We start from the raw sequence: 24,431 nt of genomic DNA, 5'->3' as shown, positions 1-24,431 counted from the left end.
CTGTATGGTGGAGCCTAGCGGGATCGAACCGCTGACCTCCTGCGTGCAAGGCAGGCGCTCTCCCAGCTGAGCTAAGGCCCCGACAGGTTGGTGGGTCTGGGCAGACTCGAACTGCCGACCTCACCCTTATCAGGGGTGCGCTCTAACCAACTGAGCTACAGACCCAGGCATCTTCGCTCTATCCGATCAGGCAATTTGTGTGGACGCGCTGGTTCGCGTGAGCACTTGTCGTTTAAGGAGGTGATCCAGCCGCAGGTTCCCCTACGGCTACCTTGTTACGACTTCACCCCAGTCATGAACCACACCGTGGTGATCGCTCTCCCGAAGGTTAAGCTAACCACTTCTGGTGCAGTCCACTCCCATGGTGTGACGGGCGGTGTGTACAAGGCCCGGGAACGTATTCACCGTGGCATTCTGATCCACGATTACTAGCGATTCCGACTTCACGGAGTCGAGTTGCAGACTCCGATCCGGACTGAGGCCGGCTTTATGGGATTGGCTTCACGTCGCCGCTTCGCAACCCTTTGTACCGGCCATTGTAGCACGTGTGTAGCCCTGCTCGTAAGGGCCATGATGACTTGACGTCGTCCCCACCTTCCTCCGGTTTGTCACCGGCAGTCTCCCTGAAGTTCCCGGCCGGACCGCTGGCAAAAAGGGATAGGGGTTGCGCTCGTTACGGGACTTAACCCAACATTTCACAACACGAGCTGACGACAGCCATGCAGCACCTGTCTCTGCGTTCCCGAAGGCACTCTCCCATCTCTGGGAGATTCGCAGGATGTCAAGAGCAGGTAAGGTTCTTCGCGTTGCATCGAATTAAACCACATGCTCCACCGCTTGTGCGGGCCCCCGTCAATTCATTTGAGTTTTAGCCTTGCGGCCGTACTCCCCAGGCGGTCGACTTATTGCGTTAACTGCGCCACCAAACCCTCAAGGGGTCCAACGGCTGGTCGACATCGTTTACGGCGTGGACTACCAGGGTATCTAATCCTGTTTGCTACCCACGCTTTCGCGCCTCAGCGTCAGTGTCAGTCCAGAAGGCCGCCTTCGCCACTGGTATTCCTCCCGATCTCTACGCATTTCACCGCTACACCGGGAATTCCACCTTCCTCTCCTGCACTCTAGCCTGCCAGTTCCGAATGCCGTTCCCGGGTTGAGCCCGGGGCTTTCACATCCGGCTTGGCAAGCCGCCTACGCGCCCTTTACGCCCAGTAATTCCGATTAACGCTTGCACCCTCCGTATTACCGCGGCTGCTGGCACGGAGTTAGCCGGTGCTTCTTCTGTGGGTGATGTCCTTCATGACGAGTATTAATCATCATGCCTTCTTCCCCACTGAAAGTGCTTTACAACCCTAAGGCCTTCTTCACACACGCGGCATGGCTGGATCAGGGTTTCCCCCATTGTCCAATATTCCCCACTGCTGCCTCCCGTAGGAGTCCGGGCCGTGTCTCAGTCCCGGTGTGGCTGATCATCCTCTCAGACCAGCTACGGATCGCAGCCTTGGTGAGCCTTTACCTCACCAACAAGCTAATCCGACATGGGCTCATCCGATAGCGCAAGGTCCGAAGATCCCCTGCTTTCTCCCGTAGGACGTATGCGGTATTAGCTCGGGTTTCCCCGAGTTATCCCCCACTATCGGGCAGATTCCCATGCATTACTCACCCGTCCGCCGCTCGTCAGCGGGTAGCAAGCTACCCCTGTTACCGCTCGACTTGCATGTGTTAGGCCTGCCGCCAGCGTTCAATCTGAGCCATGATCAAACTCTTCAGTTTATTTTGAAGCTTTGAGATTCTTTATCCGGCCCTGCAAAAGCAGTTCCGAAAGGCGAATCAATCCGGGCTCGAGGTCAAACTAGTACTCTTGACGAGTGTTCGTCTGCTCGATTATCTATGTGACTGGTGTCACACGAGCCAGACGCCCACACAAATTGCCTGATCGACTTGTTAAAGAGCGTCTCGAAGATGTTGCCTCAGTCGCCGTGGCGGCTGCTTCGAGAGAGTGGGCATTTTACAGCCCTGAATCGAAAAGTCAACCTCTTTTTTTCGATCCGGAAGTCGGCGGCTGGATTTGAAATCCTGATTGAGCGACCAAAACCTCAGTCAAAACAATCACCTGCAAACTTCCCCGCTGCCTCGTCGCCGTGTGCTCCGTGGCAGCGGATGCGTACTTTATAGATCAGACCCCGAGCGCGCAACCCCTTTTTTCAAAAAGATTTGCTGATGCCTTTCAAACCACTATCAACACCTTTACACGAGCTGCGGCGCAAGAGCGTTTCCAGCAATTCCCTGACATAAAAGAAAAGCCCGCAGCTGATATCAGCTGCGGGCTTCATGGATCATCCTGATCCTCAAACACCACCATCCATGGTGATGTTTTGAAATTTACACCGAGGCTTCCCTTCCTTGGGTGCAACGCTTCCGTGCGTCCGCTGCCTCGGTGTTTGTATAAGTTATCTGAATGTAGCGGTCATGTCCAATTTTTTTATACCAAAACTGCTGCAAATGTATGACCTGTACAAAAATCAGCTTATGCCTTGTGCAAGCGGACTCTGGCATAACGCTTTTTACCGGCCTGGATCACATAATCATGGCCGACAGCGAGCATATGTCCTGCTTCAACCTTGCTGCCATCCACCCAGACACGCGCGTTTTTCAACATGTCCCTGGCCTGAGCCCCGTTATTGGCAAGGCCGGCACGATTGAGGATCAAGGCGATGGGCGCCTCGGCCATGTCTTCAACAGCCACATCGACCTCCGGCAGATCATCCGGCAATTCGCCTTCCTTAAGCTGATTTCCGCTGGCGCGATGCGCGCTGGCGGCAGCTTCTTCTCCATGAAAGCGGGCCACCAGCTCACGCGCCAGCACCATTTTGATATCGCGCGGGTTGGCGCCACTGTCCACATTACTCATTAATGTCTGGACCTCTTCCATGGGCTTGAGCGAAAGCAGCTCGAAATAGCGCCACATCAGAGAATCCGGCATGGAAACGATCTTGTTGAACATTTCCCCCGGTCGGTCAGTAATGCCAACATAGTTGCCCAGCGACTTGGACATCTTCTGCACACCATCAAGACCTTCGAGCAGCGGCATGGTCAACACCACCTGCGGCGTCTGCCCATAATGCTTTTGGAGCTCGCGCCCCATTAACAGGTTGAACTTCTGGTCGGTGCCGCCGATTTCGATATCGGCTTCCAGTGCGACCGAGTCATAACCCTGTATCAGCGGATAAAGGAATTCGTGAATGGCGATGGGCTGATTGCCGCGATAGCGCTTTTCAAAATCATCGCGCTCCAGCATGCGGGCGACGGTAGTCTGCGCGGCAAGGCCAATCAGATCCGCGGCGGACATGGCCCCCATCCACTGAGCATTGAAGACCACCTTCGTGCGCTCGGGATGAAGCACCTTGAACACCTGCTCCTGATAGGTACGCGCATTGGCCATGACATCTTCTTCCGTCAAGGGCTTTCGCGTCACGCTCTTGCCGGTAGGATCTCCGATGCGCCCGGTGAAATCACCGATCAGAAACAGTACCTCATGACCAAGGTCCTGGAACTGGCGCAGCTTGTTCAGGAGTACCGTGTGCCCCAGATGAAGATCGGGTGCCGTAGGATCGAAGCCAGCCTTGATGCGCAAGGGCCGTTCCAGAGAGAGCTTTTTCTCGAGCTCTTCCTCTACCAGTACCTCGTGGACACCACGCTTGATCAGCGCCAGCGCATCGGCAACATCGGTCATGACCTGCCTCTCCTGTATTTGGATGATTGCAGCTGCCCTCCTCTCGCAGGATCTGCGCAAGAGCAGCAGGAAATGTGGGGCATGATAGCATGGCGTCAAACGCAGAGGCCGCCCCGGCAGGAGTGAACAGATGAGTCTTGTAATAGGTCTGATGTCCGGTACCAGCCTGGACGGTATCGATGCCGCGCTAGTGGAGTGCGACAATCATCATCGCCCCGTTCTCCGGGAAGCCACGGGGATCGACATGCCGGAACCCCTGCGCCGACAGCTATGGCAGCTGTGTCACGCCAGGGAAGCAGCCTTCGACACTCTGGCCGAGACCGAAGAGGCGTTCTGCCGTCTGCAGGCACAGGCCGTCAGCGCATTACTCAAGAAAAGCGACATTGCAATTGATGACATCGCCGCCATCGGCAGCCACGGACAGACCATCGAGCATCGACCAGGCGGCTCATTTCCCTATACATGGCAACTGGACAATCCCTCACGACTGGCCGAGCTGACCGGCTGTCGGGTCGTGGCCGACTTTCGCCGGCGTGATCTGGCCGCCGGCGGCCAGGGAGCACCGCTGGCGCCTGCCTTTCATGACGCTCTTTTTCGTGACCGCCAGCAATGGCGGGTGCTGCTGAACCTGGGTGGCTTTGCCAACGTCACCCTGCTACCACCTGAAGGGAGCGACATTCCGGTTGTCGGCTTTGATACCGGCCCTGCGAATGCCCTGCTGGATGGATGGTATACCCGCCATCATGAGGGACGCTTTGATCGTGATGGCGCCTGGGCCGCCCAGGGGCACTGTCAGAAGCCTCTGCTGGAACGTCTTTTAAATGATCCCTTTTTTGAAAGTGCACCGCCCAAGAGCACCGGGCGGGAGCATTTCCACCTGCCGTGGCTGGAAAGCCATTTAAAGGAAGAAGCACCCGCCGATGTACAGGCAACGCTGCTGGCACTGACGGTTGAAAGTATCGCTCGCGAACTGGAGCGCCATCTTCCCCCGGATACGCAATCAGATGCCCGTGTCATTCCCTGCGGCGGTGGTGCGCACAATATCGCCCTGATGAAGGCGCTGAGCGTCAGACTGTCACCGATCCGGACCGAGCGATGTGAAACACTGGGCTGGTCGCCGGACTGGCTGGAAGCCGGTGCCTTTGCCTGGCTTGCCTGGCGACGACTGGAAGGCCTGGCGGGTAACCTGCCCTCTGTTACCGGCGCCGCAGGCCCACGCATTCTGGGCGGGATATATGAACGCTGACTGACGTGCAAAGGGAGTGATCGGCGCACAAGAAACTCGATTACCCACCATGCTCTTCACGCAGGATCAATCCTTCGGCCGCCAGTCGAGCCATGGCCGCGTCCAGGGTCTGCATGCCCAGCCCGCCACCGGTCTGAAGCGCCGAATAAATCTGCGCCACCTTGTCTTCACGAATCAGATTTCGAATGGCAGGCGTGGCGATCAGAATTTCGTGGGCGGCAATTCTCCCCCCACCGATACGACGGACCAGCTGCTGGGAGATCACCCCTTGAAGCGACTCGGACAGCATGGCACGCACCATCGCCTTTTCATCTCCAGGAAAGACATCCACGATACGATCTACCGTTCTGGCCGCCGAGGTAGTGTGAAGCGTGGCCAATACCAGATGGCCGGTCTCGGCCGCTGTCAGGGCCAGCCGCATGGTTTCCAGGTCGCGCATTTCTCCGACCAGAATGACGTCAGGATCCTCACGCAGGGCAGAGCGCAGGGCGCTGGCCACATTATGCGTGTCGCGCTGCACTTCGCGCTGGTTAATGAGGGCACGCCTGGAGTGATGCACAAACTCGATAGGGTCTTCGATGGTCAGCACGTGCTGAGCTCGGGCCCCATTGATATGATCCACCATGGCCGCCAGCGTCGTGGACTTGCCCGAGCCGGTCGGTCCCGTCACCAGCACAAGCCCATGCGGACAGCTGGCAAGACGCCGAAAAACGTCTCCAAGCCCCAGTGACTCAAGACTGGGGACATGAGCCGGAATGGTACGAAAAACGCCAGCGGCGCCCCTGTCCTGATGAAAGGCGTTAACACGAAAGCGCGAGACGCCGGGGACATCGATAGAAAAGTCGAGTTCCAGTGCCTCCCTGAAATTCTGCTGCTGCGGCTGACTCATGACCGCCATCAGAAGGCGCTCAACGTCCTCGTGTTCAAGTGCTGGCGCGTTGAGGCGACGAATTTCGCCGTCAACGCGCATCATGGCAGGCAAACCGGCCGACAGATGCAGATCCGAGGCGCCCTGTTTTGCCGTAAAAGCCAGCAGTTCGGTAATATCCATGCGTTCGCAGTTCCGGACGTCACAAAGAGTGATCACTCATGAGCGATCAGCAGTCACACGCGACCCCCGATCAGAGCCACGCCATAAAAGGCAATATCGTCGCGATGCGCCACCGACTTGAGCAGGCCCTTGTTAATGCCGGCCGGCCAGCCGACAGTGCGGCGATACTGGCGGTCAGCAAGACCAAACCAGCGGCGATGCTGCGTGCGGCGTTTGACGTCGGACAGCGCCTTTTTGGCGAAAATTATCTCCAGGAGGCGCTGGAGAAACAGCGCTCGCTAACAGATCTTGATGGCATTGAATGGCACTATATCGGCGCGATTCAGTCCAACAAGACGCGAGATGTGGCCGAGCATTTCAGCTGGGTCCATACCGTGGATCGCGAAAAGATTGCCCGACGCCTGAGTGAAGCCCGCCCGCCCGCCATGGGGGCGCTTGATATCTGTCTGCAGGTCAATATCAGCCGGGAAGAGTCAAAATCGGGTGTGATGCCCGAAGCACTGTCGGCATTGGCAGAGCAGGTATTGGCCCTGCCCAATCTACGTCTGCGTGGCTTGATGGCCATTCCGGCCGCCAGCGATGACCCGGCGCAACAGCATCTTTCTCATGCCAGGCTACGCGAGCTTTTCGAGGAATTGACCCGGCGTCACCCTGAAGCGCCTCTGGACACCCTGTCGATGGGCATGAGCGGTGATATGGAGGCGGCCATTGACGAGGGCGCCACGCTGGTCAGACTGGGCACGGCCATTTTCGGCAGCCGCGACTGAATCCCCCCGACAACAAGGACCCTTATCATGGCAAGTCAATTGACCTTCATCGGCGCCGGCAACATGGCCAGCGCCATCTTCGGCGGCCTGATCGATAACGGCTACCCGGCAGAGGCCATTACGGCCACCTCGCCGGATGAAGACATGCTCAAGCAGCATCGCGCGCGCTACGGCATTCAAACCACCAGCGACAATATCGCCGGGGTCAGTGAAGCCGACGTTGTCATTCTGGCCGTCAAGCCACAGATCATGCGCCAGGTCTGCGAACCGCTGCAGGATGCCCTGCAGATCAGCCGCCCCTTGATCATTTCCATTGCCGCCGGCCTGACCATTGAGACGCTGGGTCAGTGGCTGGGCGATGACAGCCTCCCGATCGTGCGCTGCATGCCCAACACGCCGGCACTGGTCGGTGAGGGCGCCACCGGTCTTTATGCACCGTCCGGCCTTGGCGAATCGCATCGCGCCCTGGCCGGCGAACTGCTGTCGGCCGTTGGTATTGTCGAATGGGTCGAAGAAGAAACCCTGCTCAGCGCCGTGACCGCCATTGCCGGCAGCGCGCCCGCCTACTTCTTCTATATGCTGGAAGCCATGGAAAACGCGGGCGTGGAAAGAGGACTGTCACGCGACACTGCACGACGACTGGCGATTCAGACGGCGCTGGGCGCAGCCCACATGGCAAAAGAAAGCGAACATGACCCGAAAACGCTCAAGCAACAGGTCATGTCGCCGAAAGGTACTACGGAGCGTGCCATTGCCAGCTTTGAGCAGGCCGGCTTCGAGAAAATGGTGGACGATGCCACACTGGCCTGCTTCGATCGCGCCGAATCGCTGGCACGTGAACTGCGGGATCAGTAAATTCACTGTATCAGTCATCTTGTGACGACATAACGGAGAGTCTCCATGGGGAGCGCACTGGGCGATACCGGCATCATGCTGGTCAATACCCTGATCAATCTTTATCTGTTTGTGCTGATGCTGCGCTTTTTGCTGCACGCCTCACGTGCCGACTACTACAACCCCATCAGCCAGGCGATCGTCAAGGCGACCTCGCCTCTGGTGGCCCCCGTGCAGCGCATCCTGCGACCGGCCGGACCCATTGATATTGCAACGCTTGTGGTCGCACTGGTGTTCAAGATGGCAGGCATCGCCCTGATCTGCATGGCGATATTCGGCTTTCCGCCCATCGGCCTTCTGGTGGTGGCGGCGCTGGCCGGCGTGGTCAATGCCATTTTGAAAATCTACTTCTTTGCGATGATCATCATGATCATTCTGAGCTGGGTTGCCCCACAGTCCGGCCACCCAGGCGCCCTGCTGGTGTTTCAGATCACCGAGCCGGTCATGGCACCGGTACGACGCGTTATCCCTTCCATCGGCATGATCGACCTTTCTCCCATCGTGGTCTTTTTGCTGATCAACGTACTCGACAGTTTTCTGGTCGGGGCACTCAGCCGCGCTGCCGGACCACTGGCACCGCTGATTTAAGGTCTTGAAAGGCTGCCGTGTCCTCGCACGGCAGCCTCCCGCCAGCACCTCACCCCGATTCCTGCAACGATATGCTACAGTGCGACTCCGACGGCAGGTCGCAATCTCGACCTGCCCAGCCTGACCGGATTTGAGTGCTGATGCCCGAGACACTGTCTTCTACCTCGGTTGGCCTGGTAACGCCGCAGGTCGCCCGCTTCGATACGCCCCTCATGCTTGCCTGCGGCCGTGAACTTCCAGCCTTTGAGCTGGTATATGAAACCTACGGTACGCTCAACGAAACGGCCAGCAATGCGGTCCTGATCTGCCATGCCCTGTCGGGGCATCATCATGCCGCCGGCTATCATCACGTCGATGACCGAAAGCCCGGCTGGTGGGATGCTCATATCGGCCCCGGTAAAAGCATTGATACCCGGCGTTTTTTCGTGATTTCGGTCAACAATCTGGGGGGCTGTCACGGCAGTACTGGCCCTTCCAGCGAAAACCCGGCCACCGGTCGCATCTGGGGCCCTGACTTTCCGCTCATGACCGTGACGGACTGGGTTCATAGCCAGGCGATGCTGGCCGATCGGCTGGGCATCCAGCAGTTTGCGGCCGTGGTCGGCGGGAGTCTGGGTGGCATGCAGGTGCTGCAGTGGGCGATGACCCTGCCAGAGCGCGTGGCCAATGCCACCGTCATTGCGGCCACACCGCGCCTCTCGGCACAAAACATTGCCTTCAATGAGGTCGCACGTCAGGCCATTCGCTCTGATCCCGAGTTTTTTGATGGCTGGTACAGCGAACACCAAACGCTGCCCAGGCAGGGCCTTCGACTGGCACGAATGGTTGGTCATATCACCTATTTGTCGGAACATTCGATGGGCGCCAGGTTCGGTCGCGACCTGCGTACCGACAGCCTCAATTACGGCTACGATGTCGAGTTTGAGGTGGAGTCCTATCTACGCTATCAGGGCGACACTTTCTCGACACGCTTTGATGCCAACACCTATCTGTTGATGACCAAGGCGCTGGATTATTTTGATCCGGCCGGCGAGCACGATGATAACCTGCCTCAGGCCCTGTCGACGGCAAGCTGTCGTTTTCTGGTAGTCAGCTTCTCGACCGACTGGCGCTTTGCACCGGCCCGGTCACGTGAACTGGTCGATGCCCTGCTTCGCGCCGGCAAGCACGTCAGCTACGCCAATATCGACTCCCCTCATGGGCATGATGCCTTTCTGCTACCCAATGAGCGCTACGAAGCCGTGCTGGGCGGCTTCATGACGCGTATCGCCAACGATGTGGAACGTGCTGCCGGAGACCATGCGTAATGCGGGCTGATCTTGCACTGATTTATGACTGGGTGCCTCAGGGCGCTCGCGTTCTGGACCTGGGCTGTGGCGACGGTACCCTGCTGGCGGCGCTCTCGGCGCAGAAACAGGTGACAGGCTATGGACTCGAAATCGACAGCGACGGCATTTCCCGCTGTCTTGAAAAGGGCGTGGATGTCATCGAACAGGATCTGGACCAGGGACTTGCCAATATCCCCGACGACGCCTTTGATCTGGTCATCATGACGCAGGCGCTTCAGGTATTGAGACGCCCTGATCTGATGCTCGATGAAATGCTGCGGGTCGCCAATGAGTGCATCATTGCCTTTCCCAACTTTGCCTGGTGGCGCCACCGCCTGTCGCTGGGACTCAAGGGCCGCATGCCGGTATCGCGCTCGCTGCCGCATGCCTGGTATGACACCCCAAACATCCACCTGTCGACCTTCCGGGACTTTTCCGATCTGTGTCGCATGCAGGGGCATACCATTACTGACCGGGCAGTGGGCAATGGCAGCAAGGAAGGTCAGTGGCGTCACCGGCGCTGGCCCAATCTTTTCGGCCAGGATGCCATTTTCAGGGTCAGGCGATAAAATCCGGCGCTCGAACACCCTGGACTTTGGTAGCATGACCTGATCATTTTGCGACCTCAGCGAGGCCTGGACATGAATTTTCATACCCGCAAGTGGATCAAGCCTGAAGACCTCAACCCCAACGGCACTCTCTTTGGCGGCAGTCTTCTAAAATGGATCGACGAAGAGGCGGCCATTTATGCCGTCATTCAGCTGGGCAATTCGCGCGTCGTGACCAAATACATGTCGTCCATTAATTTCGTCTCCAGCGCGCGTCAGGGGGACATTATCGAGCTGGGCATTACCGCAACCCGATTTGGCAAGACCTCGCTGACCCTGCACTGCGTGGTGCGCAACAAGATCACCCACAAAAACATTCTGACCATCGACGAAATTGTCTTCGTCAACATGGGTGATGACGGCCGCCCGGCACCACATGGCAAGACCCGGATCACCTATCTTCGTGACCGTGACCTGGAAGGCCCGGACAGCGCCACCTGACCCTAGTGAAGACGGCGAAAGCGACAGGCCGTTATCTTCTCCGGGGTAATCTCACAGCCCAGCATCATGACCTCGACGCCTGCCTCGCATGCGCCCTCAAAGGTGCGGGCGTAGGCAGGGTCCAGATGTGCGGCCGGGCGAACGTCATCAATACCGCTGTGGGCGACCAGAAAAACCAGTACGGCCCGGTCACCACCTGCTCGCAAGGCCATCAGTGCTTCAAGATGGCGCCGCCCGCGGGTACTGACGGAATCCGGAAAGTAACCACAGCCCTCTTCCTTCAGCGTCACCTGCTTGACCTCCAGCCAGACGGCCTCGCCGCTCCCGGGCGTCAGCCGAAAATCGAGTCTTGAATCTTCGACCCGGACCTCACGCTGCAGCGCCCACTCCCTGTCCAGGGGAAGAATGCCACCACTTTCGATGGCCTCCTGCACCAGTGCATTGGCACGCCCGGTATGAATGGAGGCCATCGCACCATCCGGCAGCTCGATCAGCTCCCACGTCCATGGCAGACGGCGCTTCGGATTGTCATGCCAGGATACCCATACACGACAGCCGGGGACATTAACGGCGCGCATTGAGCCGGTATTGGGGCAATGGGCCGTGATCACACGCCCATCATCGAGACGAATGTCGGCCAGAAAACGTTTGTAGCGCGCGATAAGCACCCCCGACCAAAGAGGCGGTAGTTTCATGAACTCCCCCCTGCGGCCGATAGTGCAGTGTGAACTACACTCATGAGGTGATTTCCAGTCCTGCAGACTTTTGTTGAGACCAGCTTGCAATCAGCATGGATTTCCTATACATAGCTCTACCCTGAATCATGCGATGCGGTAATCAGGAACAGTCTTGCAGGCTTACGGCATCGCCTTTACCTGCAGTGAGGCAATCTCCCATGGCAGTAGCCGAGACGCAGTCGCCCGATACCTTCACGCCCTATGAGCCAGCGCCGGGCGAAGAGTACATGAATGAAAAGCAGCTGGCACACTTCCGCCAGATCCTGCTCAACTGGAAAAACGATCTGATGGCAGAGGTCGATCGTACCGTTCGTCATCTTCAGGAAGATGCGAACAACTACGCTGACCCCGCCGATCGCGCCACACAGGAAGAAGGCTTCAATCTTGAGCTTCGCACTCGTGATCGCGAACGAAAGCTGCTCAAGAAGATCAACGAGACCATCGAAAACATCGATGAAGATGACTATGGCTTTTGCGAAGCCTGTGGCATCGAAATCGGTATTCGACGCCTCGAAGCCCGGCCCACGGCCACGCTCTGTGTGGATTGCAAAACCCTGTCGGAATTGAAGGAAAAACAGCTCGGAGGCTGAATGCCGGGCACAAGGCATGCTGAACATGGCCCCGCGGTCGTTGGTCGCTTTGCACCAACGCCTTCGGGGCCATTGCATTTTGGTTCCCTGCTGGCCGCACTGGCCAGCTGGCTGGACGTGCGGGCTCGAAATGGGCGCTGGCTGCTAAGAATCGAGGATATTGATCCTCCCCGCTGCCCCCCCGGCGCCAGCGACACCATTCTCCGGCAGCTCGACGCCTTTGGCCTTTATCACGACGGGGCCATCGAGTATCAGCGACATCGTGACAGCGACTATCAAATGGCGCTGGACACCCTTGTCGCGCGTGGCACGGCCTATCCCTGTAGCTGCTCTCGAAAGGAGTGGCAGCGTTTCAGGGTTTATCCTGGCTGGTGCCGCCAGGGGCCCCTGCATCCCGAAAGAGAGTGCGCCTGGCGCCTTCGCACTGATCTCGGTGAGCCAGAAGTCTGCTGGCAGGATCGACGATTGGGCCATCAGCGCTGGTCGTTGCCTGAATTGGGGGATGTCGTACTCAAGCGCCGCGATGGGCTATGGGCCTATCAGCTGGCGGTCGTGGTCGATGATGCCCGTCAGGGGGTAACAGAAATCGTTCGCGGTGCTGATTTACTCGATAACACCCCCTGGCAGATTCGCCTGCAGCAGGTACTGGGGTATCCCACACCCGAGTATCTTCATCTTCCACTAGTGGTTGCCGCAAACGGGCAAAAGCTTTCCAAACAGAACCTGGCGCCTGCCCTCCCCCTTCAACCTGACGCCGTGCGCCTCCTGCTGCATGAAGCGCTGACACTGCTGGGCCAATCACCGCCCGCGGCACTGCGCCAGGCACACGTCAATGATCAGCTCAAAGCCGCTCTTGAGGATTGGCAACCGCACAATCTGTCTATCAGGGATGTTCAACGCACGACATCAAACTGACCTATATCGACCATCGTCGTCTTTTTTTACTGCACGTTACGCGTATGCTGACCCTAACCAACAAAGATAATGCACCAAAAAAAAGCGCGAAGACATTTTTATGCATCTTTATAGTGCAAAAGTGGGGTGCGTCAGGTAACTGAACTTATCGCTGGCTAGCCCAAACAGCACTCTTCTTCGTAACCATATGAATAGAAAGACTTATTTTTTAACTGGCACGTGTTCTGCAAATAATTAGGCGACTGAAGAAGAATAATAGTGATCGCTTGAACCGGCTGATAACAATAACAATGGCCTGACCCCGATCAGACAGACGACTGCGAACAATAACAATACGAACAGTCTGTCAATAACGTGCCCAAGAGCTCATAACAACAATAACGGCTCGCTGGCATACGAGGTTAATAACAACAATAAACGTCCTCCAACTACCAGAACGCGATGTCACTGCAGCGTTGTCAAACAACAACAACACAACCCTGCGACACTCCGGAATAATAACAAAACCACTGGAGCAGCCTGCTGGCTGTCGTCATGGAAGATTGTTTTGAATACGAGATGTTCGCGGCCGTTACTGCACAACAACAAGAGATCACGGGCTATCGCCTTTGGTGAACATGGTACGTATTCAGGGCGATGCGCCATCACGAAGAAAAATACAAGGCAGCACGATGGGCGGGGAGACAGACATTGTCTCCCCGTTTTCATTCTCAATTCCTGACTTGTATGACAGGCTGCTTTGCAAGCTTTTGCTGCTCGGCTACACTGGGCTTCTGATCGGCGTTACGACATATCAGGACGCAGACAGATCGGGACACCATGGCCTTTATAGAACTGGCCCCCGGAATTCTCATCAGGTCAACATGGCTTCAACTTGACGCCCACCATTCTTCCCCGCGACCAGCATCCAATTTCTCGACGAATGCTCAGCGAAAATGCGCTGAAAGTACTTTATCGTCTTAACCAGGCAGGCTTTGAAGCCTATCTGGTGGGTGGCTGTGTCAGAGACTCTCTTCTTGGGCAGGTGCCCAAGGATTTCGATGTTGCCACCAGCGCCACACCAGAACAGGTTCGCAATGTCTTTCGCAATGCCCGCTTGATCGGCCGACGATTTCGTATTGTTCATGTTCGCTTCGGGCGCGAAATCATTGAGGTCACTACCTTTCGTGGCGGCCATGACACCGAAATGGCCGAACGTCACTCACAACAGTCCGAAGAAGGACTTTTGCTGCGTGACAACGTCTGGGGCAGTGTCGATGAGGACGCGCTTCGCCGTGACTTCACAGTCAATGCGCTCTATTACAGCGTGCGCGATTTTGCCATTCACGACTGGACCGGCGGCCTTGAAGATCTGGAGCACCGTGTCCTTCGTTTGATTGGAGACCCGGATCTTCGTTATCGGGAAGATCCGGTTCGCATGCTTCGCGCCGTGCGATTTGCCAGCAAGCTTGATTTCACGCTGGCGCCCGAGACGGAATCACCGCTGGCGGACTGTGCTCCCCTGCTGCTGCAGATTCCATCAGCTCGCCTGTTTGAAGAAGTGCTCAAGCTCTTTCTTTCAGGTTACGCCCTGAGCACCTATCAGGGGCTCAGGCGTTACGGACTCTTTGCCATGCTCTTCCCGGGCACCGAAGAATCGTTTGCACAGCTGAGCTGGGCTGAAAAAATGGTCGAGCAGGCGTTGATCAACACCGATGAGCGTATCCGTGCTGACAAGCCGGTCACTCCGGCCTTTTTGTACGCGGCGCTACTCTGGCCGGCCACAGTGGCCCAGACGGCGCAGTTGATCGATGAGGGCATTCCACCTGTCCCGGCTGCACAGCAGGCCTCGCAGCAGGTATTGAACCGTCAACTGCAGCATACGTCCATTCCCAAGCGTTTCAGCCTGCCCATGCGCGAAATCTGGGACATGCAGCTGATGCTGCCGCGAAGGCGGGGCAAGCGGCCCTATCAGACGCTGACGCATCAACGTTTCCGCGCGGCCTACGACTTTTTGCTGCTCAGGGAAACGGCCGGTGAAATCGCCTCGGGCCTGGGGCTCTGGTGGACCCGTTTTCAGGAAGCCAGCGAGACCCAGCAGCGCGAGATGGTGCAAAAGGTCGAGCAGGGACAGGACGATATTGCTGTCGACGACGATGCGCCTGAAAGCATGCCCATGCCCTCGCGCAAGCCCAGACGTCGCCGAAGACGTCGTACGCCACGGGATGGTCAGGAGTGAGCCACAGAGCGTGGGTCGGGCTGAGCAGTAATCTGGACCATCCTCAACGGCAGGTATCCATGGCTTTCGAGGATCTGGCAGGACTGCCCCTGACCACGCTCAAGACTCGCTCATCGCTTTACAGCAGCCGTCCGGTCGGTCCACAGGACCAGCCTGACTTCGTCAACGCCGTGGCGGTGCTGGAGACGCGGCTTTCTCCGCTGGCACTGCTTGATCAGCTTCAGGCGCTGGAGCAGCGTCACCGGCGTGTACGAAAGCGTCACTGGGGACCACGTACGCTGGATCTGGACCTTCTGCTTTATGGTGACCAGGTGCTCAATCTCCCACGCCTTGTCGTGCCTCATCTCTGGCTATGCGAGCGTGCCTTTGTGGTCCAGCCCATGCTGGAAATTGACCCTGAACTTCGCCTGCCCGGTGGCCTGTCATTGAGGCAGCTTCCGTCAGCATCGCCCACCAATGACTTGAAGCGCCTGCCTCTCTGACCCTAGACTCGATCAGCCATATTGGCTGCCAAACGTCGAGGGATGCATGACCCGCCCCATTACCATCAGAACGTTGAACGAACGTCGAGCAGCGGGAGAGCCCTTCAGTTGCCTCACCGCCTATGACGCCACCATGGCAACCCTGGCAGGCAATGCCGGCATCGAGGTTCTGCTCATCGGAGACTCCCTGGGCATGGTGCTACAGGGACATGCTTCAACCCTGCCCGTCACACTGGAAGACATGGTCTATCACACTCGTTGTGTCGCAAGGGCAGAAACGCCCAGCCTGATCATGGCGGATCTCCCTTTCATGACCAATATCACGCCATCCCGGACCATGGAGGCGGCCGGACAGCTGATGCAGGCCGGCGCTCACATGATCAAGCTCGAAGGTGAGGCCTGGCTTGCCGAGACCGTGACGGCCCTGACGCAACGCGGCGTCCCTGTCTGCGTGCATATGGGACTGACGCCGCAAAGCGTTCATGCGCTGAGCGGCTATCGCGTTCAGGGACGTGACACCCAGCAGGGCGATGCAATGCTCAAGGCTGCCAGAACACTGGAACAGGCTGGGGCCGGCATCATTTTGCTTGAATGTGTGCCTCGCGAGCTGGCCGGTCGCATTCGAGCGGCACTCAGTGTGCCGGTCATCGGCATTGGCGCCGGCCCCGATGTTGACGGTCAGATTCTGGTCATGCACGACATGCTGGGCGCCACGACAGGACAACCACCGAGGTTCGTCAAGGACTTCATGACAGAATCCGGCAGTATCGAGGGTGCTTTCAGGGCCTATCACGAGGCAGTCAGGACACGCAGCTTCCCCGCGCCAGAACACTGCTTTTGATCTTGAACATGGATATGACACGTCATGCAAACGTTTGACGATATTACAAACCTTCAGTCAACACTGTCGACATGGCGCCGCAAAGGCTATCGAATCGCGCTGGTGCCGACCATGGGCAACTTACATGAGGGTCATCTGAGACTGGTGGATGCTGCACGGCAACATGCTGATCGCGTCGTGGCCACCATTTTTGTCAACCCACTACAGTTTGGCCCTGATGAGGATCTGGAGCGCTATCCGCGCACGCTTGCCGAGGACCAGCGGCTTCTAACCGAACGCGGCTGCGATCTTCTGTTTGCGCCGAACGTCGACACCCTCTATCCGCAGGGGCAGTCCGCCTTGACCCGAGTCAGCGTGCCGCAGGTATCAGAAGGTTTGTGCGGCACGCATCGCCCCGGGCACTTCGATGGTGTCGCAACCGTGGTCAGTCTTCTTTTCAATCTAACGCGCCCCGATGTGGCCTGCTTCGGAGAGAAGGACTTTCAGCAACTGGCCGTCATCCGAAAACTGGTACGCGATCAGCACATGCCCATCGACATCATTGGCGTGCCCATTGCCCGCGATCACGACGGTCTGGCCCTCTCCTCGCGTAATCACTACCTGGATGACAAGGCACGTGCCAGAGCCGGCCGACTTCATGAATGTCTCCTGGAGAGTGCTCGACGTCTCGAGCAGGGTGAGCCCAGCGAGCAGGCACTGACGAAGGGGCTGCAACAGCTGGAGGGAGCCGGTTTTCAACCCGAGTATCTGGCCCTTTGCGATACCGAAACGCTACGTCCGATCAACACATGGCAGCCCGGCTCGGTACTGCTGGTAGCGGCTCGACTCGGCAGTACCCGACTGATCGATAATCTGAGTTTTCCCACGTGACAGGGTGGCAATCGGCACGGTCCGAGGACATGAATGCATTGATCGAGTGGATCGACTCACCGGAGGGACTGACGCAATGGGGCGGCCCGTCGCTGACATGGCCTGTAGATGCAGCTCGATTGTGGCAGCAGATCGATGCCGACACCCTGCCGTCCTTTTCGCTGAAAGAGGACGGCGAATTACAGGCATTCGGACAGCTGTCGCCGCGTGATCAGCAGACGACCTGGCATCTGTGTCGGCTGATTGTCGCGCCTCATCTTCGCGGCCAGCAGCTGGGCGAAAGGCTTTGTCGTTATCTCGAGGCGCAGGCAGCTCACCTTGGCGGGACACGAGTCACGCTCAACGTTGCTGTCGATAACCAGCCCGCCCTTCGGCTATATCAACGTCTTGGCTATATCAGTAGCGCGCCGGTTGATGAGCGTGGCGTTCAACCCATGGCGCGACAGCTTTAAGACCTGCGTGAACAGACTGCAACCCTGTCCTTCGGATACAAAAAGGGCCTGACTCCGGTCAAACCGGAGCCAGGCCCTTATATCGAAGCCTTCCTGTTACCAATCACAGCGTCAGTCAGACTGATGCTATGAGCCGGCAGCAGGCAGCAGGCATCTGGAAAATTATTCTTCCAGCGTGGCTTCGAAGGCAGCTTTCTCTTCTTCGCCAACTTCCTTGATGGAGAGCTTCACGCGACCGCGGTTGTCGATATCCAGTACCTTGACGGTCACCATCTGCCCTTCGCTGAGGAAGTCACGCACATCGTTGACGCGCTCGGGTACGATCTGGGAGATGTGTACCAGCCCATCGGTACCCGGCATGAAGTTGACGAATGCACCGAAGTCGGCGATGCGTACGACCTTGCCGCGATAGAGCTTGTTGATTTCCGCTTCAGCAGTGATGCCCATGACCGTGTCGACAGCCTTTTGCGCCCCCGCCTTGGTTTCGGCATAGATTCGCACGCTACCGTCGTCGTCGATATCGATCGAGGCGCCGGTATCTTCACAGATCTGACGGATGGTCGCGCCGCCCTTGCCGATGACGTCACGAATCTTCTCGGGATCGATCTTGAGGCGTGCCATGGTGGGCGCATGCTCTGCCACTTCGCCACGGCTCTGCGCGATCACGCGATTCATTTCGACCAGGATATGCTGGCGCGCATGGAAGGCCTGCTCGAGCGCCTTTTCCATGATTTCTTCGTTGATCCCTTCGATCTTGATGTCCATCTGCAGCGCGGTGATCCCGTCAACGGAACCCGCTACCTTGAAGTCCATGTCGCCAAGATGGTCCTCGTCACCCAGGATATCGGTCAAAACGGCGAAGCGATCGTTTTCCTTGACCAGACCCATGGCGATACCGGCCACCGGCGCCTTCAACGGTACACCGGCATCCATCAGCGCCAGCGAAGAACCGCAGACGGACGCCATCGAGCTTGAACCGTTGGACTCGGTGATCTCTGAGACCACACGGATCGAATACGGGAAGTCGTCGGCCGAGGGCAGCATGGCAGCAACACCACGGCGCGCCAGACGGCCATGACCGATCTCACGACGCTTCGGCGAGCCAATAAAGCCGGCTTCGCCTACGCTGTAGGGCGGGAAGTTGTAGTGCAGCATGAAGCGATCGTGGCGCTCGCCATCAAGACCTTCAACCAGCTGCGCATCGCGGGTGGTACCCAGTGTTGTGGTGACGATGGCCTGGGTTTCACCGCGCGTGAAGATGGCAGAGCCATGCGTGCGGGGCAGTGCACCAACTTCGATATCAAGCGCGCGAACGGTGGCATGATCACGCCCATCGATACGCGGCTCGCCGTTAAGCACGCGCTCACGCACGATACGCTTTTCGAGTTTGGCAAAGCCATTGCTGACGTCTTCGCTGCTATAAAGCGCGGCGTCGCCTTCACAGAGCTGGGCCTTCGCCTGAGTCTTGAGCTCACTCAAACGATCCTGGCGGGCCATCTTGTCGGTAATCCGATAGGCCTCACCGATGCCGGCTTCATATCCGCTGGCCAGTGCATCCTTGAGCGCTGCGTTTTCGGACTGCGGCTGCCAGTCCCATTTGGCCTTGCCACCTTCGCTCACGAATTCGTTGATGGCCTTGATGGCCACCTGCATCTCTTCATGAGCAAACAGGACGGCGCCAAGCATTTCATCTTCGGAGAGCTCTCTGGCCTCGGACTCGACCATCAGCACGGCCTTTTCGGTACCGGCCACGACCATGTCGAGCTCGGATGCCTGCAGCTCTTCCTGAGTGGGGTTGATGAAATAGCCGCGCTCGTTGGTAAACGCCACGCGTGCCGCGCCGATCGGGCCGGCAAAGGGCACACCGGAGATCGCCAGCGCCGCCGAGGTCCCCAGCATGGCTGCGATATCAGGATCCTGATGCCGCTCTGCCGAGAGTACCGTACAGACGACCTGCACTTCGTTCATGAAGCCCTTGGGAAACAGCGGGCGGATCGGGCGATCGATCAGACGCGAGGTCAGCGTCTCCTTCTCACTGGGACGCCCTTCACGCTTGAAAAAGCCGCCAGGGATCTTGCCGACCGAATAGGTCTTTTCCTGGTAATGCACGGACAGGGGAAAGAAATCCTGACCGGGTTTGGGGTCCTTGCGGGCCACGACCGTGCACAGCACGACTGTGTTGTCCATGGTGACCAGTACGCTACCGGTAGCCTGGCGAGCCAGACGGCCTGTTTCCAGCGTGACGCTGTGATTGCCGTATTGAAATGTCTTTTTAACCGCGTTCAATGCGCTGTCCTTTTCTCGTAAACCATTCATCTGCTTTCAATGCCATCTTAAAATCAAACGCCCCAGGTGTCACTCTCACCCGACCGGCACCATAAAAAACAGGCGGCTCCCGAAAGGGGAGCCGCCTGTCAGTTCGTACCGGAATGGCGACGCAATCAGCGACGCAGGCCCAGACGAGAAATGATCTGCTGGTAGCGATCAAAATTTTTGCGCTTGAGGTAGTCCAGCAGCTTGCGGCGCTGGTTAACCATGCGGATCAGACCACGACGCGAGTGGTGGTCCTGCTTGTGATCCTTGAAGTGGCTCTGCAGCGTGACGATGTTGTCAGTCAGCAGAGCAATCTGAACTTCCGGCGAACCGGTGTCGTTCTCGGCAGTGGCGAATTCCTTGACGATTTCGGCCTTGCGTTCGGCAGTCAGTGCCATGTTACTTCTCCAGTTTAATATGCCTAAGCATTGATAAATGTCGAAGACCACGCATATTTGCAGTCTTCGCGAACCCTACCGACGCTCGTCGGCAGTATTGATCAGCCGGCGAGGCGAACACTGCCCCGACCCGCTGATGGTGACCACGCCCAGAAGGCTTTGGTCATGATAGAGCCTGGCAACACTACCCTCGGTCAGCTCAAGCGTCTCAAGAGCAATAGGCTGCCCCTGCAGAATACGACGCGCCCCGTCATCATCGGTACTCAGTGCCGGAAGATGACTGATCAGCGCATCCACGGGCAGCAACCTTTCAAGACGCTGCTCATCGCTCATGGACTCGAGCGCCTCGATATCAAGCATGTTGCTGTCATCAAAGGGACCGGTTCTCAGCCGACGCAGCCCCTCAAGATGCGCGCCACAACCGAGCCACTCACCGAGATCCTCGGCCAGAGTACGAATGTAGGTGCCCTTGCTGACGCTGACATCCAGCGAGAAGCCCTGCGCATACCGTGATGTGAGCGCGATATCATAAATGCTCACACGTCTGGGTGCACGCGCAATCTCTCTTCCGGCACGAGCGTGCTCGTAAAGCGGACGTCCCTGATGCTTGAGTGCCGAATACATCGGCGGCACCTGATCGATCTCGCCCAGAAAACCGGACAGCGCGCTTTCGATATCACCATCGCTCAAGGAAGGAACGGCACACTCCTTGAGTATCGCGCCTTCACGATCACCGGTGTCGGTCACGGCGCCCAGACGAACATCCGCCAGATAGCGCTTGTCAGCATCCAGCAGCCAGGATGAAAACTTGGTCGCCTCACCCAGACAGATAGGCAGAAGCCCGGTCGCCATGGGGTCCAGCGTACCGGTATGCCCGGCCTTTTGTGCCTGGAAGAGCCTGCGCACCTGTTGCAGTGCACGGTTTGACGTCACACCTTCGCCTTTATCCAGCAAAAGCACGCCATCAATAGGCCTCCCGCGACGTCGCCTTGCCATCAGTCGCGACGCTCCGAATCCTCATCGTCCTCTTCCGGGGCACGATCACGATCGGACTGCACGGCACGCTCGATCAGACTTGATAGCGCATGACCGCGGCTGACGGACTCGTCAAAGTGAAAGCGAAGCTCGGGCACATGCCTGAGCTTCATGGTCCGGGCAACGCGGGATCTGAGAAATCCGCTGGCGCGCTTGAGCACGGCCAGATTCTCACGAATGCGCTCCGGATCATTTTCACCCATCAGAGTGACGTGAACATCGGCATAGCCCAGATCACGACTGACATCGGCCGACGTCACCGTCACCATGCCCAGCCGGGGATCCTTGACTTCACGCTGGATCAGCTGCGCCAGCTCGTGGGCCAGCTGCTCGCCTACCCGATCCGTACGACTGAATTCACGCATGAATCGCTCCCGTCATGGGTGCAGCGCTCACAGGGAGCGCTGAACCTCGATCTGGTCGAAGACTTCGATCTTGTCACCGACCTGGACATCATTGTAGTTACGTACGCCGATGCCGCACTCCATGCCGTTACGCACTTCGCTGACGTCGTCCTTGAAGCGGCGCAGGGATTCCAGCTCCCCTTCATAGACCACCACGTTTTCACGCAGGACACGGATACGCTTGTTCCGGTGTACGTTGCCTTCAATTACCATGCAACCGGCGACAGCGCCGATTTTCGGAGCGCGGAAGACGTCACGAACCTCGGCCACACCCACGATGTCTTCACGCCATTCCGGCGCCAGCATACCGCTCATCGCCAGCTTGACCTCATCGATAAGCTGATAGATGACGCTGTAGTAGCGCAGATCCAGGCCTTCACGCTCGACGATTTCACGTGAAGAGGCATCGGCACGGACGTTGAAGCCAACGATGATGGCATTCGAGGCCACGGCCAGGTTGGTGTCGGTTTCGGTAATGCCGCCCACACCTGAGGAAACCACAGCCACCTTGACTTCATCAGTCGACAGCTCTTCAAGTGCGCCGCGAATGGCTTCCAGCGAGCCCTGCACGTCGGCCTTGAGTACGATGTTGACCGTTGCGGTTTCGTCCTGACCCATCTGGCTGAACATGTTCTCCAGCTTGGCCTTCTGCTGGCGTGCCAGACGCACTTCGCGATACTTGCCCTGACGGAAGTTGGCCACTTCACGCGCCTTCTTCTCATCGGCCACGACCATGAAGTCATCACCGGCTTCCGGCGTACCGCCCAGACCAAGAATCTCGACCGGCATGGAAGGTCCGGCTTCATCGACCTGCTTGCCCAGCTCGTTGACCAGCGCACGTACGCGACCGTAATGGAGACCGGCCAATACCACGTCGCCCTTTTTGAGCGTTCCGTTTTGTACCAGTACGGTGGCGACCGGGCCACGGCCGCGATCCAGACGGGACTCGACCACAACACCCTTGCCGGGTGCCTCGGGAACCGCCTTGAGCTCCAGAACTTCGGAGACCAGCAGAACGGCTTCCAGCAGTCCATCAATGTTTTCACCGCTTTTGGCAGAAACATGAACGAACTGGGTATCACCGCCCCACTCTTCCGAAATCACACCGCGCTGAGACAGCTCGTTGCGGACACGATCCGGATCAGCACCAGCCTTGTCGATCTTGTTGACCGCCACGACCAGCGGGACACCCGCGGCCTTGGCATGCTCGATGGCCTCAACTGTCTGCGGCATGACACCGTCATCGGCTGCCACCACGAGGATAACGACGTCCGTGGCCTGTGCACCACGTGCACGCATGGCCGTAAAGGCAGCGTGGCCGGGGGTGTCGAGGAAGGTCACATCACCGTTTTCATGCTCGACGTGATAGGCACCGATATGCTGGGTGATACCGCCGGCTTCACCGGTGGCAACCTTTGTACGGCGAATGTAGTCCAGCAGCGAGGTCTTGCCGTGGTCAACGTGACCCATGACGGTAACGACCGGCGCACGCGTGATCTGTTCGCCTTCGTAGGAGATGTTCTCGAGTACTTCCGTCTCGAGTGCGTCTTCCTTCACCAGCTTGGGCGTATGTCCCATCTCTTCAACCACGATCGCGGCAGTATCCTGATCGATGGTCTGGTTGATGGTGACGGCTGCGCCCATCTTGAACATGGCCTTGATGACTTCGTTGGCCTTGATGGCCATCTTGTCGGCAAGGTCTGCCACGCTGATGGATTCAGGGATCGGCACTTCGCGGACGATATTTTGAACCGGCTTCTGGAAGCCATGTGCGTTGTCGCTGCGACCGCTGCCGCCACGACGGCTGCCACGGCGCTGCTCGGCACGCTTGACCTTTTTGCCGCCACGCTTGCGTTCGTTGCGCTCGCTACGCTCATCGGCATCATCGCGACGTTCGTCACGACGACCACCCGCTGACTTGCCACCTTCTCCGCGACGAGCAGTACGACGACTGTTGTCATTGCGCGGCTCGCGGGGAGGCGCTTCAACGGCAGGCGCGCTGTCGCCGGTATCTTCCGAAGGCGCAACAACGGCAGCTTCTACCGGTGCGGCGTTGCTCGCGGTCGTTTCGGTGACAGGTGCTGTCGACTCGGCAGTCGCTGCTTCTGTTGCGGCCTGTGCAGGCGCTTCAGATGCTGTCGGTGCCGCGGCATTGCCGGTCTGCTCGGCCGCGGGCGCCTGATCCTGAGACTCCTGCTCGCCGTTTTCCTCGTCGCCACGCTTGACGTAGGTACGCTTTTTACGAACCTGCACCTCGATGGTCTTGTTGCGACCATCGCCGGTGCGAATCTTGCTGCGCGTCTTGCGCGTCATGGTAATGCGGTTCTTGTTACCGCGTGCACCAGCGCCGCCGTGGCTTTTGGTGAGATAATCGAGCAGCTTCTGCTTGTCTTCTTCCGAAACGGCATCATTTTCTGCCTTGTGAGGCAGACCTGCTTCGCTCATCTGCTCCAGCAGGCGGCTGACATCACGCCCCACCTTGCCGGCAAATTCCTTGACTGTTGTTTCTGCCATTTATGA

General features: G+C 58.0%; 23 protein-coding genes, 2 tRNA genes and 1 rRNA gene. 14 read left to right on the top strand and 12 right to left on the bottom strand.

Annotation, left to right across the window (positions count from 1 at the left end; genetic code table 11):
• Positions 1–5 precede the first annotated feature (5 nt).
• The 5 genes from B9H00_RS11375 to tyrS all read right to left on the bottom strand — a co-directional run bounded on the left by B9H00_RS11375 (position 6) and on the right by tyrS (position 3,733).
• A tRNA-Ala gene (locus B9H00_RS11375) sits at positions 6–81 on the bottom strand.
• Between the two features lie 7 nt (positions 82–88).
• Positions 89–165: transfer RNA gene (locus tag B9H00_RS11370), tRNA-Ile, on the bottom strand.
• A gap of 68 nt (positions 166–233) precedes the next feature.
• Positions 234–1,773 (bottom strand): 16S ribosomal RNA (locus B9H00_RS11365).
• A gap of 431 nt (positions 1,774–2,204) precedes the next feature.
• Complete coding sequence (locus tag B9H00_RS17125; protein ID WP_257789414.1) at positions 2,205–2,333, bottom strand: hypothetical protein; 129 nt, start codon at positions 2,331–2,333, stop codon at positions 2,205–2,207.
• 194 nt (positions 2,334–2,527) lie between these two features.
• A complete protein-coding gene (gene tyrS, locus B9H00_RS11360) occupies positions 2,528–3,733 on the bottom strand; it encodes a tyrosine--tRNA ligase (protein WP_086900759.1) in 1,206 nt (401 codons plus the stop codon).
• Between the two features lie 130 nt (positions 3,734–3,863).
• Between tyrS and B9H00_RS11355 the strand changes: the two genes are divergently transcribed.
• On the top strand, positions 3,864–4,979 hold the full coding sequence (locus B9H00_RS11355) for an anhydro-N-acetylmuramic acid kinase (RefSeq protein WP_086900758.1): 1,116 nt from the start codon (positions 3,864–3,866) through the stop codon (positions 4,977–4,979).
• A 40-nt stretch (positions 4,980–5,019) separates the two neighbouring features.
• Here B9H00_RS11355 and B9H00_RS11350 read toward each other — a convergent pair whose 3' ends face one another.
• Positions 5,020–6,030 carry a type IV pilus twitching motility protein PilT gene (locus tag B9H00_RS11350; RefSeq protein ID WP_086900757.1) on the bottom strand — a complete coding sequence of 337 codons (1,011 nt, stop codon included), beginning with the start codon at positions 6,028–6,030 and terminating at the stop codon, positions 5,020–5,022.
• 38 nt (positions 6,031–6,068) lie between these two features.
• Here B9H00_RS11350 and B9H00_RS11345 point away from each other — a divergent pair, with 38 nt between their 5' ends.
• The 6 genes from B9H00_RS11345 (at position 6,069) to B9H00_RS11320 (ending at position 10,656) form a co-directional block, all read left to right on the top strand.
• Positions 6,069–6,797, top strand: coding sequence for a YggS family pyridoxal phosphate-dependent enzyme (locus B9H00_RS11345; RefSeq protein ID WP_086900756.1), 729 nt, complete (start codon positions 6,069–6,071; stop codon positions 6,795–6,797).
• 27 nt (positions 6,798–6,824) lie between these two features.
• Positions 6,825–7,652 (top strand): pyrroline-5-carboxylate reductase, encoded by an 828-nt coding sequence (gene proC, locus B9H00_RS11340; protein WP_086900755.1) that lies wholly within the window; start codon positions 6,825–6,827, stop codon positions 7,650–7,652.
• Positions 7,653–7,697: 45 nt separating this feature from the next.
• On the top strand, positions 7,698–8,279 hold the full coding sequence (locus B9H00_RS11335; protein ID WP_086900754.1) for a YggT family protein: 582 nt from the start codon (positions 7,698–7,700) through the stop codon (positions 8,277–8,279).
• Between the two features lie 140 nt (positions 8,280–8,419).
• Positions 8,420–9,586, top strand: coding sequence for a homoserine O-succinyltransferase MetX (metX, locus tag B9H00_RS11330; protein ID WP_086900753.1), 1,167 nt, complete (start codon positions 8,420–8,422; stop codon positions 9,584–9,586).
• Positions 9,586–10,176 (top strand): methionine biosynthesis protein MetW, encoded by a 591-nt coding sequence (gene metW, locus B9H00_RS11325; RefSeq protein WP_086900752.1) that lies wholly within the window; start codon positions 9,586–9,588, stop codon positions 10,174–10,176. The genes metX and metW overlap by 1 nt, the downstream gene beginning before the upstream one ends.
• 72 nt (positions 10,177–10,248) lie before the next feature.
• Positions 10,249–10,656, top strand: coding sequence for an acyl-CoA thioesterase (locus B9H00_RS11320; protein ID WP_086900751.1), 408 nt, complete (start codon positions 10,249–10,251; stop codon positions 10,654–10,656).
• 2 nt (positions 10,657–10,658) lie between these two features.
• Here B9H00_RS11320 and sfsA read toward each other — a convergent pair whose 3' ends face one another.
• Positions 10,659–11,351, bottom strand: coding sequence for a DNA/RNA nuclease SfsA (gene sfsA / locus B9H00_RS11315; protein ID WP_086900750.1), 693 nt, complete (start codon positions 11,349–11,351; stop codon positions 10,659–10,661).
• A gap of 200 nt (positions 11,352–11,551) precedes the next feature.
• Between sfsA and dksA the strand changes: the two genes are divergently transcribed.
• The 7 genes from dksA to B9H00_RS11280 all read left to right on the top strand — a co-directional run bounded on the left by dksA (position 11,552) and on the right by B9H00_RS11280 (position 17,761).
• On the top strand, positions 11,552–11,983 hold the full coding sequence (gene dksA, locus B9H00_RS11310; protein ID WP_086900749.1) for an RNA polymerase-binding protein DksA: 432 nt from the start codon (positions 11,552–11,554) through the stop codon (positions 11,981–11,983).
• The gene (gene gluQRS / locus B9H00_RS11305; protein WP_086900748.1) at positions 11,984–12,898 is read left to right on the top strand and encodes a tRNA glutamyl-Q(34) synthetase GluQRS; all 915 of its coding nucleotides are present in this window, start codon (positions 11,984–11,986) and stop codon (positions 12,896–12,898) included. It begins immediately after the preceding gene.
• Positions 12,899–13,820: 922 nt separating this feature from the next.
• Positions 13,821–15,116, top strand: coding sequence for a polynucleotide adenylyltransferase PcnB (pcnB, locus tag B9H00_RS11300; RefSeq protein ID WP_086900747.1), 1,296 nt, complete (start codon positions 13,821–13,823; stop codon positions 15,114–15,116).
• Between the two features lie 59 nt (positions 15,117–15,175).
• A complete protein-coding gene (folK, locus tag B9H00_RS11295; RefSeq protein ID WP_236944260.1) occupies positions 15,176–15,598 on the top strand; it encodes a 2-amino-4-hydroxy-6-hydroxymethyldihydropteridine diphosphokinase in 423 nt (140 codons plus the stop codon).
• A gap of 46 nt (positions 15,599–15,644) precedes the next feature.
• Positions 15,645–16,439, top strand: coding sequence for a 3-methyl-2-oxobutanoate hydroxymethyltransferase (panB, locus tag B9H00_RS11290; protein WP_086900745.1), 795 nt, complete (start codon positions 15,645–15,647; stop codon positions 16,437–16,439).
• A 24-nt stretch (positions 16,440–16,463) separates the two neighbouring features.
• Positions 16,464–17,309 (top strand): pantoate--beta-alanine ligase, encoded by an 846-nt coding sequence (gene panC, locus B9H00_RS11285; RefSeq protein ID WP_086900744.1) that lies wholly within the window; start codon positions 16,464–16,466, stop codon positions 17,307–17,309.
• Positions 17,310–17,338: 29 nt separating this feature from the next.
• A complete protein-coding gene (locus tag B9H00_RS11280) occupies positions 17,339–17,761 on the top strand; it encodes a GNAT family N-acetyltransferase (protein WP_086900743.1) in 423 nt (140 codons plus the stop codon).
• A 162-nt stretch (positions 17,762–17,923) separates the two neighbouring features.
• Here B9H00_RS11280 and pnp read toward each other — a convergent pair whose 3' ends face one another.
• The 5 genes from pnp to infB all read right to left on the bottom strand — a co-directional run bounded on the left by pnp (position 17,924) and on the right by infB (position 24,425).
• A complete protein-coding gene (gene pnp, locus B9H00_RS11275; RefSeq protein ID WP_086900742.1) occupies positions 17,924–20,047 on the bottom strand; it encodes a polyribonucleotide nucleotidyltransferase in 2,124 nt (707 codons plus the stop codon).
• A gap of 155 nt (positions 20,048–20,202) precedes the next feature.
• Complete coding sequence (gene rpsO / locus B9H00_RS11270; RefSeq protein ID WP_086900741.1) at positions 20,203–20,472, bottom strand: 30S ribosomal protein S15; 270 nt, start codon at positions 20,470–20,472, stop codon at positions 20,203–20,205.
• Positions 20,473–20,547: 75 nt separating this feature from the next.
• Complete coding sequence (gene truB / locus B9H00_RS11265; protein WP_086900740.1) at positions 20,548–21,468, bottom strand: tRNA pseudouridine(55) synthase TruB; 921 nt, start codon at positions 21,466–21,468, stop codon at positions 20,548–20,550.
• Positions 21,468–21,872, bottom strand: coding sequence for a 30S ribosome-binding factor RbfA (gene rbfA, locus B9H00_RS11260; RefSeq protein ID WP_086900739.1), 405 nt, complete (start codon positions 21,870–21,872; stop codon positions 21,468–21,470). The genes truB and rbfA overlap by 1 nt, the downstream gene beginning before the upstream one ends.
• A gap of 27 nt (positions 21,873–21,899) precedes the next feature.
• Positions 21,900–24,425 (bottom strand): translation initiation factor IF-2, encoded by a 2,526-nt coding sequence (infB, locus tag B9H00_RS11255; protein WP_086900738.1) that lies wholly within the window; start codon positions 24,423–24,425, stop codon positions 21,900–21,902.
• Positions 24,426–24,431 lie beyond the last annotated feature (6 nt).

Origin of the sequence: Kushneria marisflavi (genome assembly GCF_002157205.1) — a bacterium.
Taxonomy (GTDB): Bacteria; Pseudomonadota; Gammaproteobacteria; order Pseudomonadales; family Halomonadaceae; genus Kushneria; species Kushneria marisflavi.
This window is presented reverse-complemented; position numbering and strand designations above follow the sequence as displayed.